Below are 18,654 nucleotides of genomic sequence, written 5' to 3' on the forward strand. Positions count from 1 at the left end.
CCTGCGAACTCATCGTTCACCACTTCGTAGCCCTTGTCTGTCAATTCTTTCAGACGGGCTGCGTAGTTAGTAGTTCCGATTGGCTCACCTGACTTACCGCTTTCAACGACCTTACCAACTTCCTTGTTGTTATCATCTTGGTCTACGAAGGTGATAATCGCTTTTTGACCATCTTTAACATAATTGATTGGTGTATCCTGTGTTGGATCACTTGGAATTGGTGGTGGGTTGTAACCCTTGCTTGGATCGCTCGGATCTTTCGGTGTCAATGGTGTAGTACCATCTGGGCCTACTGGTGTAGTGCCTGGTACATCTGGAACTACTGGAAGATCAGTGCCTGGTTTCGTTGGATCTGTTGGATCGTTTGGATATGGAAGATTTGGAACTTTTGGAAGTCCATCTGGTACATTTGGTACGTATGAACCAAGTTTCTTGTATTGTACAACTTCTTCGCTATCCTTATCATCAGGAGTCACTGTCTTGGCTGCGACATTGGCCTTATCTGCCACGAATCCAGTTACGACTGGTGTAGCTTCTTGAGCCAATTCTTTCGTAGCTGGTGTCCATGCACCGTAAGTCTTCTTGTCAGTTACACGGTCGCGCTCACCTGTACGTGTGAAGGCTGCTTCTTGTGTTACAGGAGCTTTCAGAGCTGGACGGCCTGCTGTTTGACCATCTGCGTATTGATACTTGATGGTACGTGTAACCTTCTTGTTGAGTTCGGCTGGATCCTTGATTGCTTCTTTACCATGACGAAGAGTAACAACAAATTGTTGGTCCTTCTTATCATCGTTATCGAAGGTCTTAGGTCCCTTGAACTCATCGTTCACCACTTCGTAGCCCTTGTCTGTCAATTCTTTCAGACGGGCTGCGTAGTTAGTAGTTCCGATTGGTTCACCTGACTTACCGCTTTCAACGACCTTACCAACTTCCTTGTTGTTATCATCTTGGTCTACGAAGGTGATAATCGCTTTTTGACCATCTTTAACATAATTGATTGGTGTATCCTGTGTTGGATCACTTGGAATTGGTGGTGGGTTGTAACCCTTGCTTGGATCGCTCGGATCTTTCGGTGTCAATGGTGTAGTACCATCTGGGCCTACTGGTGTAGTGCCTGGTACATTTGGTACAACTGGAAGATCAGTACCTGGTTTTGTTGGATCTGTTGGATCATTTGGATATGGAAGGTTTGGTACTTTTGGAAGTCCGTCTGGTACATTTGGTACGTATGAACCAAGTTTCTTGTATTGTACAACTTCTTCGCTATCCTTATCATCAGGAGTCACTGTCTTGGCTGCGACATTCGCCTTATCTGCCACAAATCCAGTTACAACTGGTGTAGCTTCTTGGGCCAATTCTTTCGTAGCTGGTGTCCATGCTGTGAAGGTCTTTTCACCAGTTACAGCATTTATTTTACCAGTACGTGTGAAGGTTGCTTCTTGAGTGACAGGAGCTTTCAGAGCTGGACGACCCGCTGTTTGACCATCTGCGTATTGATACTTGATGGTACGTGTAACCTTGCTGTTCAAATCAGCTGGATTCGTATTGTCATCCAAGCGTGGTGTTACAACAACTGTCCAAGTTTGGTCTTTTGTCTTATCGTTATCGAACTTCTGACCATTTGGTTGAGTGAAACCGTCGCTCACAAGCTTGTAACCTGCTTGTTGAAGTTGAGTGAGACGATTTACAGTTGAGTAAGCTACTGGTTCACCTGACTTACCAGCAACAGAATCTGTATAAAGAGTCTTAACTGGAACGCCATTCTTACCATCTGTTACGTACTTGATAGAACCACGTTGTTCATCCAAGTTGTAGTTGACAACTTCAACTGAATCTCCAGTAGTAGGGTCAACAGTTACACCTGGAACTTTTGGTTTATCTGGGCTATAGCCTGTAATAGCAGGAGTGTTTACTTCTGGAAGGTTAGCATTTGGTTTATCCCAAGCACCAGGAGTTTCCACACCTGTTACCTTGTTAACAGAAACTGGACGAGTGAATGATGTTGTTTGAGTAACTGTCTTAGGAAGCGCTGGGCGTCCTGCTGTTACACCGTCACCATATTGGTATTGGATAGTTCGAGTAACATCTTTCTTCTCTTGTTTTGTTTCAATAACTGGAGTAACGACAACTTTCCAAACTTGGTCTTTTGTCTTATCGTTATCAAACTTCTGACCACTTGGTTGAGTGAAGCCATCACTTACAAGTTTGTAACCTGCTTGTTGAAGTTGAGCGATACGGCTAGCAGTTGAATAAACAACATCTTCACCTGATTTACCTGTAACACCGTCTGTATAAAGAGTCTTAGCTGGAACACCGTTTTGTCCATCTGTTACATACTCAATGATACCGCGTTGATCATCTTGGCTGTAGCTTACTACTTCATCTTCGTTAGGAGATGTAGGAGTAACAGTTGAGGCTGGAACACTTGGTTTGTCTGGAGTGAAACCAGTAACTGCTGGAGAATCAACTTTTGGAAGTTCTTCACTTGGCTTGTTCCATTGTCCAGGAGTTTCAACACCTGTCACCTTGTTCACAGAAACTGGGCGAGTAAATGTTGTTGTTTGAGTAACTGGACGAGGAAGTGCTGGACGACCTGCGGTCACTCCATCCTTGTATTGGTAACGAACGTTACGAGTAACATCTTTTGTTTCTTGTTTTGTCTCAATACGTGGAGTAAGAACAACTTCCCATGTTTGATCTACATTGTTATTACTGTCAAATCTTTGACCGCCAGCTTTAGTAAAGCCGTCGCTAACAAGATCATAACCCAACTGTTTAAATTCGTTGATTTTCGCAGTTGTTGTATAGTTTACAGGTGTATCTGACTTACCAGTTACGTTGTCTGTGTGAAGAGTCTTAGCTGGAACGCCATTCTTACCATCTGTACGGTAAACGATGCTTCCCTTTTGATCTGCAGCTGAATAGCTTACAATTTCACGCCAACTTGGATCTGTTGGAGCAACAGAGGCTGAATTTACACGTGGTTTGTTTGGTGTAAAGCCTGCTACTTCTGGGCTATCAACCGCAGCAACATTTTGACGGCTAGGTGTCCAGTTACCGTATGTTTTCTGACCAGTTACTGGATCTTCTGACACTTGACGAGTAAATTGAACTGTTTGTTCAACTGGTTGTGGAAGTGCTGGACGATTTCTAGTCACACCATCTTCATATTCGTAAGCGATTGTACGAGTAACGTCTTTTGTTTCAGTTGTTACTTTTGGATTATTCTTACGGTATGAAACAATTTCACGCCAGCTTGGATCTGTTGGTGAAACAGTAGCTGAATTTACACGAGTTTTATTTGGTGTAAAGCCTTTAATCGCTGGTGTATCAACCGCATCTACAGTTCGAGTGCTTGGAGTCCAGTTGCCGTATGTCTTCTTACCAGTTCTTGCATCTTCTGATACCTGACGCGTGAATCGTACATTTTGTTGTACTTCACGTGGAAGAGCTGGACGACCTGAAGTCACACCATCTTCATATTCGTAAGCGATTGTACGAGTAACATCTTTTGTTTCAGTTGTTACTCTTGGAGCATTCTTGTCGTAGTAAACCGTCACATCACTTGGAGTAGAATTTGGATTTACTGTAAGTCCTGGAACTGTCGCTATATCTGGAGTATATCCTCGAACTTCTAAAGAGTCTACTGGTGCAAAATTCTTAGATGAAGGAGTCCATGGACCTGGTCTACCACCTGTCACAGTCCGAGTGAACTCAGCTGTTTGAGTATAAGCTGGCGGAAGTGTTGGTCCTGTCACACCTGGTTTATATTTATAATAAATAGTACGAGAAACTGTCTTCTTTTCTGTCTTCGTATCAGTTGCACCTCTACGGTAAACGTAGGTTACTGTACCGTTGGTACCCCAGTCAGCCAGAGTTCCTGAAGGTGGCAAGCTACCTCTCTTCATTCCAATGAAACCATAGCCAGGAATCGTCTTCTGTTCAGTGGTATAAGGCTTAGCCTTGAAGGCACCTTGTGGATAAGTTACTGAGCCTTCAGCGATTTCTCGACCTTGCTCATCTTCATAACGTACGTCAACAGAGGCACTTTGATAGAAGTCGAAGCGTTTGATTTGGAACTGTTGCAAGTTCTTGTAGTTACCAGTCGTCGCCGTAACCACCATGGACATCAGTTGTTCTGGAGTAGAAACTTTCTTCTTCCATTGCTTAATCCCAAGATTACTTTCGTAAGAGACAGTTAATTCCTTGGTTACACCGTCATACTGGATAGCAAATCTGTGGAAACGACCATCCAAGTCACTTGAGTCTAGACGTTGAGCACTACCAGCATCTGTCTCAGCCCACCAGCGGTCATACTCACCACCAGTGAAGATACCTCCACCACGAACTTTTTTATGAGTAGTATTTACCCAGGCACCGAATTGTCCCAGACGAGGGTCTTCCGCCCAACCATATTGGAATGAGTCCGTATTGCTAGTATCAAAACGGTTCCCTTTCGGTGGTGTGTGGACGTTCCAGAAAGTATCCAGCTTGAAACCATTCGCGTTACGCAAACCACCAATACCAAGGTTACCACCATCGGCACCTAGGTCTGTTGTATTCCCTGTATGGAAGGCAAAACCAATACCATCGGCACCATAGCGTTCCTGAGTCTTATCACCAAGGTTAACTCCACCAGTCAGCTTGAAGCTTTGGTTCATATTGATCTTACTCTTCAGGCTGAAGTTACCTGTCTTAGAGGTTTCATCTGGAGTAAGGGTCACGATACCGTCGTATGAATTATAGGTAGCTGAACCATTCAATCTGAAGTAGTCAAGGAAGTTTTCTTTTGTTACAGTTGTTTTCCCTGTTTGTGGGTCAAACGAACGGAAGCCACTTTCTCCTGATTTACGGAAATCAGCGTAACCTTTATTTACTTCGCTTTGAGCAGCTGCTAATGTTGAATTAGCTTCACTTTTGGCTACTGCATTTGCTGCTTGGCTAGCTGTTGCCAAACTTGCTGCTTGGCTAGCTGCCTTTTCAACTGATACCTTAGCAGGTTCTACAGCGGCAGTTGATTCTGTAGCTGCTTCAGATGAAACTGCAGTTGACTCTGCAGTAGCTGAAGTAGCTGGGCTAACTCGAGCCTCAGACTGAGTTGCAGCAGTTGATTGGCTAGTCGCTACTGAAGCTTTAGATACTTGTGAAGTAGCCTCTTTTAAAGCTGCTTCACTTTTTGAAGCAACTTCTGATTTAACAGTTTTTTCTTCTACTTTGCTTGATAGGTCTTCAGCAGAGGTAGAAGATGCTGTAGATGCTGCACTTGAAATTGCGTTACTTTCAGCGACAGTTGCTACGGTAGAATTCTTTTCTATGGCCGACTCGGAGTCAGAATCATTCGCTCCCGAATCTTCTCCTGAATCTGGCACAGAGGTCGTTTTCTCCGTAGAGGTGCTTGAAGAATCCGTCTTAGCTAACGTATCGGCTGAAACGACATTCCCCCCAAAGAACATGAAAGCTGCGACTGCTACAGAAGCCACGCCCACATTAAACTTACGAACTGAGTATCGAAGTCGTTTCTCAGCGCTCGCACGGTTTAATCTGCGTCTCGCATTTTTATCCATGAACATCTCTCCTTTTTAAAATATAGTTCAACCACCTATTACTCAACACCTTAACGCCTGAGCAGCAAAGTATTTTATAACATATGATTGGTGGTTATAATGCCAAAAGTTTGGACATCAAACCATACCAATAATTATACCGCTTTTTTCCTATTATATCAAGGATTTTACTATCTAATTTTTTTCTGTAACAAAAGTGTAACATCATATTATAGGGATAGCAAAAAGCTTTAGCGACGCCGTTTCAAGAGAATGAAAACAACAAAAATAATCTTTATAGTTTGATAATCAAAACAAAATAAAAAAGAGCCCCTACAGGGCTCTATTCAACAAAAATCGGTCATAAAACCCGACATTTGAGATAGAAAATCTATTTAGGACTCTCTTTATTTTTTATTGAAACTCTGCTTCGACTCGGTAAATAACCTGACCCTTGCTAGAGAATTTTTGTTCATATTCAGTTAGGACATTACCTTCAAAGTCACTGGCATGAAGATCCAACCAAACACCTTTGAGAATCATGCCATACTGCGAAAAGCTGACCAAGCTGTACTCAAACAAGCCACGGTTGTCCGTTTTAAAGTGGATCTCACCTTTTTCTGGCAAAATTTGCTTGAAGGTATCCAAGAAGGACTTATAGGTCAAGCGACGTTTTTCATGCCGTTTCTTAGGCCATGGATCAGAGAAATTCAAGTAAAGTCGGTCAATTTCTCCATCTGCAAAATAGTTGGTCAATTCCGAACCATCCACCCAGAGCAGCTTAATATTGGGTACATCAGCTTCCAAAACCTTATCCAAGGCGTAACTAAGGACAGACTTCTGAATGTCAATTCCGATATAATTAATGTTTGGATTAGCCTTAGCCATCCCTGTAATGAAAGCCCCTTTACCGCTTCCAACTTCAACATGGATCGGATGGTCGTTTCCAAAAATTTCTTGCCACTTTCCCTTGGCATCAACTGGATTTAGAACCACATAGTGGGGATTGGCTTCTAATAACTCTGTTGCTCCCTTACGATTTCTTACTCTCATCTTATCTTTCCATACTTAGAACGGAAGTTGCGTAAGGCGTAAATCTCCCGGTTCACATTTTCTAAATCATTATTTTCGTAATATTTAGCAATCTGCATCAGATAAGAGTATTGACCAAACCAATACAGTTTTTTGATAACCTTGTCATTGTACTTATAACCGTAGTAGGTCAACCACTCCTGCCAATTGGTATCTGGGATATAGTGACTCAATATATGAGCAACATCTAACATTCTGTCCGTCAGCCGAACCGAATCCCAATCCACCAAATAAATCAAGCCACTATCTGTCTGAAACCAGTTGCTATGGCGCACATCACCATGGACAATCGTTGCATAGTCTTCACGAAAAGCAGGTACCGTTTGCCGCAAATCACGAATAATAGATTGCAGGTACTGATTGTTCCTCAAAACGACCGGCGCTTGATTAAGCCAGCTATTGATTAGATCGATTGGCGTTTCCAAGATATAACCCAATTTGGCCAACTGAGTCATCAGAGGCTTCGACCGGTGCAAACGCGTTAAAATATTGATCACTTGCTTTTTAGACATATCATTAGGCGTTAAAATGGTACCTGAAAGCCATTCTTGGCCACTCATGACATTGCCATCTGGCAAGCGTCGACTCCACAGAAGTTGCGGAGCAATTTGTTCTCTGGCTAAGCCTGCCAGAATCGGGGTCGTATTCATCTTGACGAAAACTCGCCCCCCGTCTGGATAAGTTCCCATATAGGCCTTTCCGCTCTTACCAGCTATTGGTGTCAGGGCTAGCTCGTTATCAACCAAGACCATGATTCCCCTCCTTAAAAAGTTTCCTCACTATTTTACTAATTTTCATTCTTTTAGTCAACCAATCTTTTTAGTTTATATGGCAAATAGACTAGATACAAAAAGATTGTCACTCCAAGCATTACTAACACTGCCATCTTATCTTGGAAAAAGAGCACTGCCACTAGCGTTTCAAAAAGCAAAACACTATGTCCAACACCTGTGATAACCTGTCTTGCTCCCTTGATTTTAGACTTACTATCCAGCGGGAAAAGCTGGGTTAAATACTGATAATCAAGAGCTTCATACAAGGCCAACAACTGAAAGAGCAAAAGATAGTTGAAAAGGACGACAAAACCTGCAGCAATCCAAGACTGGCTGACGAAGACAATCGTTAAGAGGGCTAAAAGTAGGAGACGCAAGGTCAGAGGGAATAAATCCCCATTGCGAAGATAGGAGCGTAAAAACATGTTTTGCCAAGTCTTAGCATGGGTCTTAGGCAAAAATCTCGTCAGCCCGTCCAAGTAAGCCCTTCTTTTGACACTATTAGAAATGCCTTTCACATTTGTAAAGAGGGAAAAGAAACGAAGAACTTTCTGCTTACGACCTTCCTCAGCTGCGATTGCATATTGCCAATCAAGGCGGTCATACAAGAAAAAGCGACGCCCCTTGAATTGAAAGACCAGCCATTTTAGCAATAACATAAGGAGGCAGTACAGCCCAAAGCCCCAGATTGGCAAACCTAAGGCCAAAAACAACGGCGCTAACAAGATCAGCAACAAGGTTTGCAGCAGGCCAAAGAGAATATAAGAACGCTGGATTTGTCTCTTGACAAACTCAATGACAGCCCGCTCCTGCACCAGCAAAAAGAGCATATCCGGCTTTTCCAGATAGGTTGCGATATGCCCAAAAGGAAGAATGAGCACAGAGAATAAGATTAATCCGGCGATGATCGGCCAAGACTGACTAGGGAGATTCCGCAGCAATTGATTGTACTGAACCGCCAAAAATCCGAGGAAAATCAATAAAAACAGGACAAAATGATCATTGAGAACATAGCGCAGATACTTCAGACAGCGCTGACGAAAATCCTGCTTGCGTTTAGCAAATACTTCTTTCATAGCGCAGCCTCTTCCGTCAAGGCCAGATAGATGTCATTGAGACTAGCTTTCGGCATCTGAAATTCTCCTCGCAACTCAGCTAGATTGCCTTTGGCGCGCACCTGCCCTTTATGCAAAATCACAAAGCTATCACACATCTTCTCAGCTGAGTCCAAAACGTGGGTACTCATGAGGATGGACTTACCTTTTTTCTTTTCCTCATCCAAGAGCTGGATAAGGTCTGCAATAGCTACTGGATCCAGTCCCAAAAAGGGCTCATCCACGATAAAAAGACTAGGATCCACCACGAAAGCACAAATAATCATGACTTTCTGCTTCATCCCCTTAGAGAAATGAACTGGAAACCAGTCCAACTTATCCTTGAGGCGGAAGATAGTTAGGAGGCGCTCCACGCGCTCAAAAGCGACTTCCTGCTCGATATCGTAAGCCATGGCCACCGTTTCAATATGCTCACGCAGGGTCAACTCCTCATAAAGGCTCGGTGTCTCTGGGATAAAGCCAATCTTCTTACGGTAAGCACTAGGATTTTCTCCCAGCTGCAAACCATCAATCCGAATTTCTCCCTTGTAAGGTGTCAATAAACCGATAATTTCATTGATGGTAGTGGATTTACCAGCACCATTGAGACCAATCAAACCAACCAACTGGCCATTGCCCACTTCAAAGCTGACATCCTTTAAAACCGGGATATTTACATAGCCGCCCGTAAGCTCTTTGATTTCTAACATATTTTCTCCAAATCTGGTATAATAGTTCTTATATTATAACAAAATCTAGCGAATAGAGGTATCATTTATGGCTGATTGTATTTTTTGTAAGATTATCGCAGGGGAAATCCCATCTTCTAAAGTTTATGAAGATGACCAAGTAGTCGCCTTTCTAGACATTTCTCAGGTCACTCCAGGCCATACTTTGGTCGTTCCCAAGCAGCATTTCAGAAATCTTTTGGAAATGGATGCAGACAGTTCTAGTCAGCTCTTCGCTCGTGTCCCAGACATCGCCCGCAAGGTCATGAAAGCAACAGGTGCAGCTGGTATGAATATCATCAACAACAACGAGGAAATCGCCGGCCAGACCGTCTTTCATACCCATGTCCACCTAGCTCCTCGCTATGAAGAGACAGACGGTTTACAAATCAGCTTTGAAACTCACGAACCAGATTTTCCAGCCTTAGCTCAATTGGCTGAAAAGATTGCTCAAGCCTAGGGAGGAACTATGAAATTTTCAAATCTCGTGCTTTTCACAGGCGCAGCCTGGGCCAGCTACCATTTGGTCAAAAGTCGGAAGACAATTAGCCAAGAAGTCGTCGAAACATCCGATATCTTGGATAAAATTCAAGATAATTTAGCTAACATCCAGCACAATCTCGCCATTATTCAAGAACAGCGAGACAATATCAAGGAAATGGCTCAAGATTTGACTTATAAATACAAGGTTTTCGAAAAACAAGCTCAGGCTCAAATCACGCAAATACAGGATATCTGGCAATAGAAAACTTTCTCATAACAAAAAAAACCATGGCACGACCATGGTTTTTTTCATATTTGAGAGATAAAAACTTCAATCAAAACTTATCGACTATTCTTCCTTTAGTCCTTTCTCAAGAATTGATCCAAGTAATAGTCAAAGTAAGTTTTGCTTCCTGTGATGACTACTGCACGACCTTCAATACCATAACGCACCTTCTTGGCTTGGGCATCCGTTAAGCTTATTTCAGCTTCCACCTTAAAGAAGTTGCCTTTTTCCGTTTTCGTTGCATTGCTGTCAATGTTTGAAATTTTAGATTTGAGAACAAATTCTTTATTATTTCCATCCATCGCAGTGAAACGCAGAGTCTCACCTTTTTTCAGACTAGCTACATCTTTCGAGGTCACATAGGTTGTGATAACGACCTTTTTTTCCTTGGTCAAAACAGGATACAACTGGGCCAGCAACTTCCCTTCAGGAACTAGATTCGCTCCTGCTGTTTCAGGATTTAGGTGGAGAATACCATCTTCAGTTGCTGTGATCATGCCCTTTTGAGTGATACCACCTTGCACCTTGAGATTGTTTTCAACTTCTAAAATCTTTTGATTCAAGGCCGTCAATTCTTGACCAACTTTAGTCAACTGCTGAGCTTTCAAAGACTCAAGCTGACTATCCAAGCTCCCAGAATAAGCCTGCTGAGCACCAGAACCCGCATACTGCACTCGATAACCTGCAAGAGCTGATTCAAACTGAGAAATCTGACTATCAATTTGCGAAAGAACCTGACTCTTTAGCTGACCTTGACTATCTGCAGCGGCTTGTGTCTCATAAGCCTGATAGATGCTATAGCCAGCATTAGTCGAGGGGACACTTGTCCCATTTTGGATAGCATTTCTAAGAGTCTGGTAATCTGCTAATTTGGCATTTGTTTCATTGATCAAATTCCCCAGTTCTGCCTGTGAATTGCTAGCTGCTGAATTTTGAGAAGCAATGGTCGAATTTTGCTGCTCGGTATTACTACGGATACTCGCAGCTTGATTCTTGTAATCATTAAATGCTTGCTCATAGCCGAAGCGATCCTCTCCTGAAAACTGGCTAGTCCCCGTCTTCAGACTTTCTTGCAGCAGCTCCAACTGACGTTTTTGCTCCTTCAAGCTTTCTACTTGAGAGGAGAAGGTTTCTTTTTGAGTATTTTCACTATCAGACTTATACTGAACTAAAAGATCCCCTTTTTTAACAACCTTGTTTTCCTTCAAATTATTAGTGACAATGGCATTGTTACTGGTTGATTGGATGTTAGCCAGAATCTTGCTAGGTTCAATGGAAGCACCTGAAGTAATAGTGATTTCTTTTTTAGCAAAGAGGGAGAATAAGACCACAAAAATCAACAAGAAGAAAGTCGGTAAAATCACGCGCACAGAAAAGCTAGAATATCTACGGTTATAAAATTCGGCACTCTCTAAGTAATGTTCTTCCATCTTCTTTCTCCTTTCTAACTATTCACCAGATGAGCATAGAAGCCATCCTGAGCAACCAACTCTTCATGCGTTCCTTGCTCCACGATTTCACCCTTGTCCAGAACAACCACTTTTTCAGATCGCTCCGCAATGGTCAACCGATGGGCAATGAAAATGATGGTCTTGTCCAACTCTAAAAGGTTGTCAATAATCTTTTTCTCTGTCAAGATATCCAGATTGCTGGTCGCCTCATCAAGGATCAAAACAGGAGCATCTGTCAAAAGAGCTCGAGCTAAGGCCAAGCGCTGACGCTGACCACCTGAAATTCCTGAACCATCCGATGTCAATTCTGTTTGGTAATTCAAAGGCATCCGTTCAATATCTTCACGAATTTCTGCAATTTCCAACGCCCGAATGATTTCTTTCTGAGTCGTTCCGGGTTTTGCACCTAGGAGAACATTCTCCAAAATGGTACCATTAAAGACATAAGGCTGTTGCGGCAAGTAATTGATATGACGGCGCAAGACATGCTTGTCAATCTGATTGAGGTTGATATTATTAACCAGAATTTCTCCCTCGTTTGGATCGTAAAAGTTCACGATCATCTTGGCAAGAGTCGTCTTTCCAGAACCAGAAATTCCTACAAAGGCCACCTTGCTGCCTCTTTCAATGGTCAAATTAATATCTGATAGAACGTTTCGTCCATAGCCATACTTATAGCTGACGTTTCTCAACTCAATGTCGCCCTTGGTCATGCTCAAATCACGGATCGCTTTTTTATCCATAAATTCAGAGTCAACCAGATAAACCTCGTTCAAGCGATTATTGGCAACTTGTGCAGTCTGAAGCTTGGTCTGTAAATTGATAATATTTTCCAGCGGATTTGTGAAATAAACCAACAAAGTATTATAAGTAATCAACTGCCCCAAGGTCATTTTATTGTCCATTACCAAAAGGGCTCCCATCCAAAGGATTGCAACATTCAGCAAGAGCTGAGCCGTCTTCTTCAAACCGATTTGGATATTCTCCATTCGACTATAGGCAAATGATTTCTTTAGATAGTCAACAAATTCTCTATCAATTTTTTGATAGCGGAAATCTTCACTTGTCAAGGATTTGATCGTCTCAATACCATTGATATCTTCGATAATGGAAGAAGACAAAATAGCATTGGATTCCATGGTGTCACGATTCATTTTTTCAAATGGCTTCATGAAAGCAAAAATCACGACGATATAGATCGGCAGCGAGAGCAAACTGATAAAGAACAAATAGAAATTTTGCGAGAACAAAACAATCGCCATAACGACAACGATAGAGACATCCAAAAAGATGGACAGAATAGTACTAGCCAAGGCATCAATGATACTATTAGCATCGTTGAAGCGCGATACGATTTCCCCTGTCCTTCTCGTCGCAAAAAAAGACATGGGTAGATGAAAGACATGCTTGATATAGGACAAAATCACATCAATCGAAAGCCGTTGTCCCAAAATGAGAAGCAGGTAGCTCTGAGCATAAGTTAGGACCTGTTGCAAAATGTAGACGACTATTAGACCGAGAGAGATAATTCCTAAGGTATTCCTCATCTGATTCGGTACGTAAGTATCAATAATCCCCTGCATGTAGTAAGAGCCCACGATGTTGATGATCGTCACCAGCATCGTTGCAATAACGATATTGGCAATTAGTCCCTTTTGTTTCATTAAAATCGGAACAAAAGACCAGAGACCGTTTTTCTTTTCCTTGTGTGGTCTATATTCTGGCGCTGGGGCGATGAAAATAGAGACACCTGTCCACTCTTGCGCAAACTGTTCCTTAGAAAGTTTGGTCATTTTAACAGCCGGATCTGGATCCGCAATATAAACCGAATGTTTATCGTGCCCAGTCACAACATAATAGTGAAGCAATTTCTTATCTTTGATAACATGGGCGATAAAAGGATAAACGATCCCCTTCATGTCAAATAAAGACATATCCGCTTTAAAGGCTCGTGTTTCAAAACCCAACTCTTCCGAAACCTTCACTAACCCAAAAGCAGTTGTTCCTCTTAAAGTTGTCTTGGCCATTTCACGCAAACTAGCCAAAGAATAATAGGAACCATAATAACCATATATCATGGCTAGCGCTGCTACACCACAATCTCTCGCGTCAACTTGAGCCCTATAATGACGCTTTGTAAATCTCATACAAACTCCTTTATTCACAAAAGTGTAAATTTGCTTTTATGGAGAACGACCCTCGCATAAAAACTCCTAATTAGTAAACATACTATTCAACACAAACTGCTTGTCAACTTTATCCATAGCGGTTCTCCTCAGCAAAAAAAAGTATAAATTAGGGAGAAGAACTTTCATAACAAGCAAAAAATAGATATCTCTATCATACACTAATGTGGCGTATTTTTCCAATGGTATCAGTCGTTTTACTCCATGTAAACATAAAATTACTTAAAAAACAGACATAATGCAACTTTTACACTAAAAAGCCTCTTGTCCAAATCAAGACGAACAAGAGGCTCTATGTCGAAACACAAAATATTAGTTAAAAACGTCTGGACTTGCAGCACCACCGTTGTTAGCGCCACCACGATTGCTAGAACCAGATCCTGAGCCAATTCTAGCGCGGATACGACCGTATGCACGGATAGCAAGGCCACGTACAGTACGACCAACTTCACGACCGATATCAAATACGGCACGTACAAGGTCACCGCCGACCCATCCACCTTCTACTTCAACCAATTCAGCTTCAGTAAGAGGCATAAATTTTTGATCTAATGATTTAAAATCTTTGTTCATGAAATTCACCTTCTTCTATTTAAAATATTAAATTAGCTGAAAAGTCCTACTAAGAAGCCTGAAACCAATGAGCCACCCAAAATAGCCAATGATACTGTGAAAATGTCAACAGGGATACCATAGAATGCCCATCCACCGTCAATCATCATCATTTCTTCTTCAGTCAACGCAGCAAATTGGTTGTCCATCATAGCAAAGTTTTCCATATGTGTTCTCCTTTTTTTACAAGGCTTCCTTAGCCTTGTTAATATATTGTTTGTGGTCAGTTTTATTCAAACATCGCTTCAACACCTATATTATACAACAACCCTATCGGGTTCAACATGACATCGATGTCATGTTTGGAAGAAAAATGTGTAATTTTTTCATAATCTTTTAAATATCCTATTTTTCCCATTTTCCCTAGTTTCATTTTGTGGTACAATAGGGGCTATGGAAAGTATTACTTTGAGTCCTAAACGAGCAGAAATTGAGGCTTTTGTCCAGAAATATCAAGACAAGCTTGTGCCTAGTAAAAATCAGTATATCCAATATCTACTGAAATTAAACCAGGCAACTGTTAGTATCTATACTTCTGGCAAGGTTCTTTTCCAAGGAGAAAAAGCTGGTCATTATGCTGCTTTTTTTGGCCATCAAGCTGAAGAGGCAAGCAAGACTTCTCAGAACATTCCCCTTATCGGTACGGATGAAGTTGGAAATGGCTCTTACTTTGGTGGTTTAGCAGTTGTTGCTTCCTTCGTCAGTCCAGAGCAGCACACTTTCCTGCGTAATCTAGGTGTGGGCGATTCGAAGATCTTGACCGACCTTAAGATTCGGCAGCTGGCACCGATTCTGAAAAAGGAAATCCAACATCAGGCTCTGCTCCTGTCTCCAGAAAAATATAACGAAGTGATTGCCTCTGGTTACAATGCTGTATCTGTCAAGGTAGCTCTTCACAATCAAGCCATTTATCTACTGTTACAAAAAGGGTTAAGACCAGAAAAAATTGTCATTGATGCCTTTACCAGTCAGCAGAATTATGACAAATACCTACAAAATGAAAAGAATCATTTCCCAAATCCTGTTAGTCTCATTGAGAAAGCGGAAGGAAAGTTTCTAGCTGTCGCTGTTAGCTCCATTATCGCTCGCGACCTCTTTCTGGAAAATCTGGAAAATCTGAGTCAAGAGCTTGGCTACACCCTTCCGAGTGGAGCTGGAAGCAAGAGTGACCAGGTTGCTAGCCAAATCCTCCAAGCCTATGGAATGGCTGGCCTCCAGCATACCGCTAAACTTCATTTTAAAAATACAGAAAAAGCTAAAAAGCTCTTAGAAAGGTAGACTATGAAAAACAAACGCTTTGACTTCCGTGCCTTCCTCAAGGAGTGGGGAGTCTTTACCCTGATTATCTCTGTTATCTTACTCACTCGCTGGCTACTCTGGGCACCTGTCAAGGTAGACGGCCACTCTATGGACCCAACCTTAGCCAATGGGGAATATTTGATGGTTTTGAAACACCAGTCCATTGATCGCTTCGATATTGTCGTAGCCTCTGAAAAGGATGACGACGGCAAAAAGAAAGAAGTCGTCAAGCGAGTGATTGGTCTTCCGGGCGATACCATTCAGTACGAAAACGACACCCTCTATATCAATGGCAAAAAAACTGATGAATCTTACTTAACAGAATACATCCAGAAATTCAAAAAGGACAAGCTCCAATCTACTTATGTAGGCAAGGATTACACGGACAACGGAACTTTCTTCCGCAAGCTAGCCTCTCAAGCCCAAGCCTTTACCGTGGACAAGGAAGGTAGCCCCGTCTTTACCATCAAACTCCTAGATGACGAGTACCTGCTTTTAGGTGACGATCGCATCGTGTCTAAGGATAGCCGGCAGGTCGGTGCCTTTAAATCCAGTCAGATTCAAGGCGAAGCTAAATTCCGCATCTGGCCAATCCTACCTTTCAAGACTTACTAATACTTAAGAGTATACCCCCTCCAAACTCAGTTGACTACTCAGCTGGGTTTGCTTTTTAAAGAGCATATAGAAACAATGACAGAATTTTATTTTTCAGGCACTATTGAGCGCATCATTTTTGAAAATCCCAGCAATTTCTTTCGAATCCTCCTCTTGGATATCCAAGACACGGATTGTGAAGATTTTGATGATTTTGAGATTATCGTGACCGGAACCATGGCCGATATTATCGAAGGTGAGGATTATACATTTTGGGGCAACCTAGTCCAACATCCAAAGTACGGACAGCAGCTAAAAATTTCCCGCTACGAGAGGACAAAACCGACTAGCAAGGGGCTGGTTAAATATTTTTCCAGTGACCACTTTAAAGGTATCGGGGTCAAGACAGCTCAAAAAATCGTGGAACTCTATGGGGAGGAAACCATTGACAAGATTTTAGCTGAGCCAGAAAAACTCAAAGAAATCACTGGCCTTTCCGCCAAGAACCGAGAATCCTTTGTGGCCAAACTGCAACTCAACTATGGAACAGAGCTGGTCTTAGCTAAACTGGCCGCCTACGGCATTCCCAACAAACTAGCCTTTCAGATTCAGGAAACCTACAAGGAAGAAACGCTAGAAATTGTCGAACAGTATCCCTACCGACTGGTTGAAGATATCCAAGGTATCGGTTTTAAAATCGCTGACCAGCTGGCCCAGCAGTTGGGAATTGAAAGTGATGCTCCTGAGCGTTTTCGAGCTGGCTTGCTTCATACCCTTCTGACCCAGTCCATGGAAACTGGCGACACCTATTTGGAGGCTAGAGACCTATTGGCTCATACGATTGAGCTTCTGGAAAGTTCGCGCCAAGTAGAGCTAGACCCTAGTCTGGTAGCCGATGAATTGGCTCACCTGATTGAAGAAGACAAAGTCCAAAATGTTGAGACCAAGATTTTTGAAAACAGTCTCTTCTTTGCCGAGGAAGGCATCCGCAGCAATCTGGTCCGCCTCTTGGAAAAAGGCCATCAGGATCGCTTTGAAAACGAAAAAATCCTCGATGCCATCAGCCAAGCTGAAGATGACCTAGGCATTCACTATGATCAGATTCAGAAACAAGCTATTTTCGACGCCATTACACAAAAAGTCTTCATCCTGACTGGTGGACCAGGAACAGGAAAAACAACCGTCATCAATGGTATCATTTCCGTCTATAGCCAGATTCGGGGCTTAGATTTGAAAAAGAAGGCAGATTTGCCCATTCTCCTTGCTGCACCGACTGGTCGGGCTGCTCGCCGTATGAACGAACTGACTGGCCTGCCCAGCGCTACGATTCACCGACATCTCGGTATGACTGGAGATGATGATACCAGTCATTTGGATGATTATCTGGATGCTGACTTTATCATCGTAGACGAGTTCTCCATGGTAGACACTTGGCTGGCCAACCAGCTCCTCAGTAATATCTCCTCCAATACCAAACTGCTTTTGGTGGGCGATGCAGAGCAGTTACCATCTGTCAGTCCTGGGCAGGTATTGGCTGACCTATTGCAAATACCTAGTATCCCCCAAACCAAGCTGGAAAAAATTTACCGTCAGAGCCAAGATTCGACCATTGTCACTCTGGCCAGCCAGATCCAAAAGGGATTGTTGCCAGAAGATTTTACTGAGAAAAAAGCGGATCGTTCTTATTTTGAAGCTCGAAATGAACACATCCCGCCCATGATTGAACGAATTGCCAGCGCAGCTATTCGCAGTGGCATTCCTGCTCAAGATGTGCAAGTGCTGGCTCCCATGTACCGTGGACAGGCCGGCATTGACCAGATTAATAGCCTCATGCAAAATCTCATCAATCCTGTGGAAAAAGACCAGCTGACCTTTGAGGCATCCGACTGCCAATATCGACAGGGAGATCGGGTCATCCACCTCGTCAATGACGCTGAGAGTAATGTCTTTAACGGTGACTTGGGCTATATCACCGACCTGCTGCCGGCTAAGTACACCGAATCCAAGCAGGACGAATTAACCATCAACTTTGACGGCAATGAAATTAGCTACCAGCGCAGCGAATGGTACAAAATTCGCCTAGCCTATGCCATGAGCATCCACAAGTCTCAAGGTAGCGAGTTTCCCGTAGTTATCCTTCCCATTACCCGAAGCAGCCACCGCATGCTCCAGCGCAATCTGGTCTACACAGCTATTACCCGAGCCAAGAGCAAACTGATCCTACTTGGGGAAAAGTCAGCCTTTGACTATGCTGTAAAAAATACTGGAACAGCCCGCAAAACCTATCTGATTGAGCGTTTTAAAGATATAGAATCCCCTCAAGAACTTATCCACACTCCTGTGGATAACAACGAATCACCTGTAGAAAACTATATCCTGACGGAGGAAAATATCCTAACAATCAATCCTCTAATCGGACTGACTGAGGAAGATATCAACAGTATATTTGGCAATGATAACCAAATAGAAACAGATGCCTAGGTCTACCTTTGAAGCTGTCATAAAAGTTTACA

At 42.6% G+C, this 18,654-nt stretch carries 14 protein-coding genes; 5 read left to right on the forward strand and 9 right to left on the reverse strand.

Going from position 1 to position 18,654, the window contains the following annotated elements:
• The 5 genes from A0765_RS00545 to A0765_RS00565 form a co-directional block, all read right to left on the reverse strand.
• Window positions 1–5,564, reverse strand: a 5,564-nt coding sequence (locus tag A0765_RS00545) for a mucin-binding protein (protein WP_062004044.1), incomplete at its 3' end; no start/stop codon positions are given.
• 393 nt (window positions 5,565–5,957) lie between these two features.
• Complete coding sequence (trmB, locus tag A0765_RS00550; RefSeq protein WP_062004045.1) at window positions 5,958–6,596, reverse strand: tRNA (guanosine(46)-N7)-methyltransferase TrmB; 639 nt, start codon at window positions 6,594–6,596, stop codon at window positions 5,958–5,960.
• Complete coding sequence (gene ccrZ / locus A0765_RS00555; protein ID WP_062004046.1) at window positions 6,593–7,387, reverse strand: cell cycle regulator CcrZ; 795 nt, start codon at window positions 7,385–7,387, stop codon at window positions 6,593–6,595. The genes trmB and ccrZ overlap by 4 nt, the downstream gene beginning before the upstream one ends.
• A gap of 50 nt (window positions 7,388–7,437) precedes the next feature.
• Window positions 7,438–8,484, reverse strand: a complete 1,047-nt coding sequence (locus tag A0765_RS00560; protein ID WP_062004048.1) for an ABC transporter permease — start codon at window positions 8,482–8,484, stop codon at window positions 7,438–7,440.
• On the reverse strand, window positions 8,481–9,212 hold the full coding sequence (locus A0765_RS00565; protein WP_062004050.1) for an ABC transporter ATP-binding protein: 732 nt from the start codon (window positions 9,210–9,212) through the stop codon (window positions 8,481–8,483). Before A0765_RS00565 ends, A0765_RS00560 begins: the two co-directional genes overlap by 4 nt.
• A 67-nt stretch (window positions 9,213–9,279) precedes the next feature.
• Between A0765_RS00565 and A0765_RS00570 the strand changes: the two genes are divergently transcribed.
• Both A0765_RS00570 and A0765_RS00575 read left to right on the forward strand, forming a co-directional pair.
• Window positions 9,280–9,690: an HIT family protein gene (locus A0765_RS00570; protein ID WP_062004052.1), complete on the forward strand. Its 411-nt coding sequence runs from the start codon at window positions 9,280–9,282 to the stop codon at window positions 9,688–9,690.
• A gap of 9 nt (window positions 9,691–9,699) precedes the next feature.
• On the forward strand, window positions 9,700–9,975 hold the full coding sequence (locus A0765_RS00575; protein WP_062004054.1) for a hypothetical protein: 276 nt from the start codon (window positions 9,700–9,702) through the stop codon (window positions 9,973–9,975).
• A gap of 98 nt (window positions 9,976–10,073) precedes the next feature.
• Here the strand turns inward: A0765_RS00575 and A0765_RS00580 are convergent, their stop codons facing one another.
• From A0765_RS00580 to A0765_RS00595, 4 genes are all read right to left on the reverse strand, one after another.
• Entirely contained in the window at window positions 10,074–11,429 is a 1,356-nt protein-coding gene (locus tag A0765_RS00580; protein ID WP_062004056.1) for a bacteriocin secretion accessory protein, read from the reverse strand.
• Window positions 11,430–11,443: 14 nt separating this feature from the next.
• Window positions 11,444–13,597 (reverse strand): peptide cleavage/export ABC transporter ComA, encoded by a 2,154-nt coding sequence (gene comA, locus A0765_RS00585; protein ID WP_005591091.1) that lies wholly within the window; start codon window positions 13,595–13,597, stop codon window positions 11,444–11,446.
• Window positions 13,598–13,948: 351 nt separating this feature from the next.
• Window positions 13,949–14,209, reverse strand: coding sequence for a hypothetical protein (locus tag A0765_RS00590; RefSeq protein WP_048765891.1), 261 nt, complete (start codon window positions 14,207–14,209; stop codon window positions 13,949–13,951).
• Between the two features lie 32 nt (window positions 14,210–14,241).
• A complete protein-coding gene (locus tag A0765_RS00595; protein ID WP_005592399.1) occupies window positions 14,242–14,415 on the reverse strand; it encodes a class IIb bacteriocin, lactobin A/cerein 7B family in 174 nt (57 codons plus the stop codon).
• Window positions 14,416–14,641: 226 nt separating this feature from the next.
• Between A0765_RS00595 and rnhC the strand changes: the two genes are divergently transcribed.
• The 3 genes from rnhC to recD2 all read left to right on the forward strand — a co-directional run bounded on the left by rnhC (window position 14,642) and on the right by recD2 (window position 18,622).
• Complete coding sequence (rnhC, locus tag A0765_RS00600; RefSeq protein WP_062004058.1) at window positions 14,642–15,526, forward strand: ribonuclease HIII; 885 nt, start codon at window positions 14,642–14,644, stop codon at window positions 15,524–15,526.
• A 3-nt stretch (window positions 15,527–15,529) separates the two neighbouring features.
• Window positions 15,530–16,162 (forward strand): signal peptidase I, encoded by a 633-nt coding sequence (gene lepB / locus A0765_RS00605; RefSeq protein WP_062004066.1) that lies wholly within the window; start codon window positions 15,530–15,532, stop codon window positions 16,160–16,162.
• 75 nt (window positions 16,163–16,237) lie between these two features.
• Window positions 16,238–18,622, forward strand: coding sequence for an SF1B family DNA helicase RecD2 (gene recD2 / locus A0765_RS00610; protein WP_062004068.1), 2,385 nt, complete (start codon window positions 16,238–16,240; stop codon window positions 18,620–18,622).
• Window positions 18,623–18,654: the final 32 nt, after the last annotated feature.

The organism is Streptococcus cristatus (assembly GCF_001588905.1).
Classification (GTDB): domain Bacteria; phylum Bacillota; class Bacilli; order Lactobacillales; family Streptococcaceae; genus Streptococcus; species Streptococcus cristatus_N.

What these genes read in the sequence shown, in the direction of transcription:
- rnhC (WP_062004058.1), top strand. Translation starts at nt 14,642, where the DNA reads ATGGAAAGTATTACTTTGAGTCCTAAACGAGCAGAAATTGAGGCTTTT.
- lepB (WP_062004066.1), top strand. Translation starts at nt 15,530, where the DNA reads ATGAAAAACAAACGCTTTGACTTCCGTGCCTTCCTCAAGGAGTGGGGA.
- A0765_RS00580 (WP_062004056.1), bottom strand. Translation starts at nt 11,429, where the DNA reads ATGGAAGAACATTACTTAGAGAGTGCCGAATTTTATAACCGTAGATAT.
- A0765_RS00570 (WP_062004052.1), top strand. Translation starts at nt 9,280, where the DNA reads ATGGCTGATTGTATTTTTTGTAAGATTATCGCAGGGGAAATCCCATCT.
- recD2 (WP_062004068.1), top strand. Translation starts at nt 16,238, where the DNA reads ATGACAGAATTTTATTTTTCAGGCACTATTGAGCGCATCATTTTTGAA.
- trmB (WP_062004045.1), bottom strand. Translation starts at nt 6,596, where the DNA reads ATGAGAGTAAGAAATCGTAAGGGAGCAACAGAGTTATTAGAAGCCAAT.
- A0765_RS00560 (WP_062004048.1), bottom strand. Translation starts at nt 8,484, where the DNA reads ATGAAAGAAGTATTTGCTAAACGCAAGCAGGATTTTCGTCAGCGCTGT.
- A0765_RS00595 (WP_005592399.1), bottom strand. Translation starts at nt 14,415, where the DNA reads ATGGAAAACTTTGCTATGATGGACAACCAATTTGCTGCGTTGACTGAA.
- A0765_RS00565 (WP_062004050.1), bottom strand. Translation starts at nt 9,212, where the DNA reads ATGTTAGAAATCAAAGAGCTTACGGGCGGCTATGTAAATATCCCGGTT.
- ccrZ (WP_062004046.1), bottom strand. Translation starts at nt 7,387, where the DNA reads ATGGTCTTGGTTGATAACGAGCTAGCCCTGACACCAATAGCTGGTAAG.
- comA (WP_005591091.1), bottom strand. Translation starts at nt 13,597, where the DNA reads ATGAGATTTACAAAGCGTCATTATAGGGCTCAAGTTGACGCGAGAGAT.
- A0765_RS00575 (WP_062004054.1), top strand. Translation starts at nt 9,700, where the DNA reads ATGAAATTTTCAAATCTCGTGCTTTTCACAGGCGCAGCCTGGGCCAGC.
- A0765_RS00590 (WP_048765891.1), bottom strand. Translation starts at nt 14,209, where the DNA reads ATGAACAAAGATTTTAAATCATTAGATCAAAAATTTATGCCTCTTACT.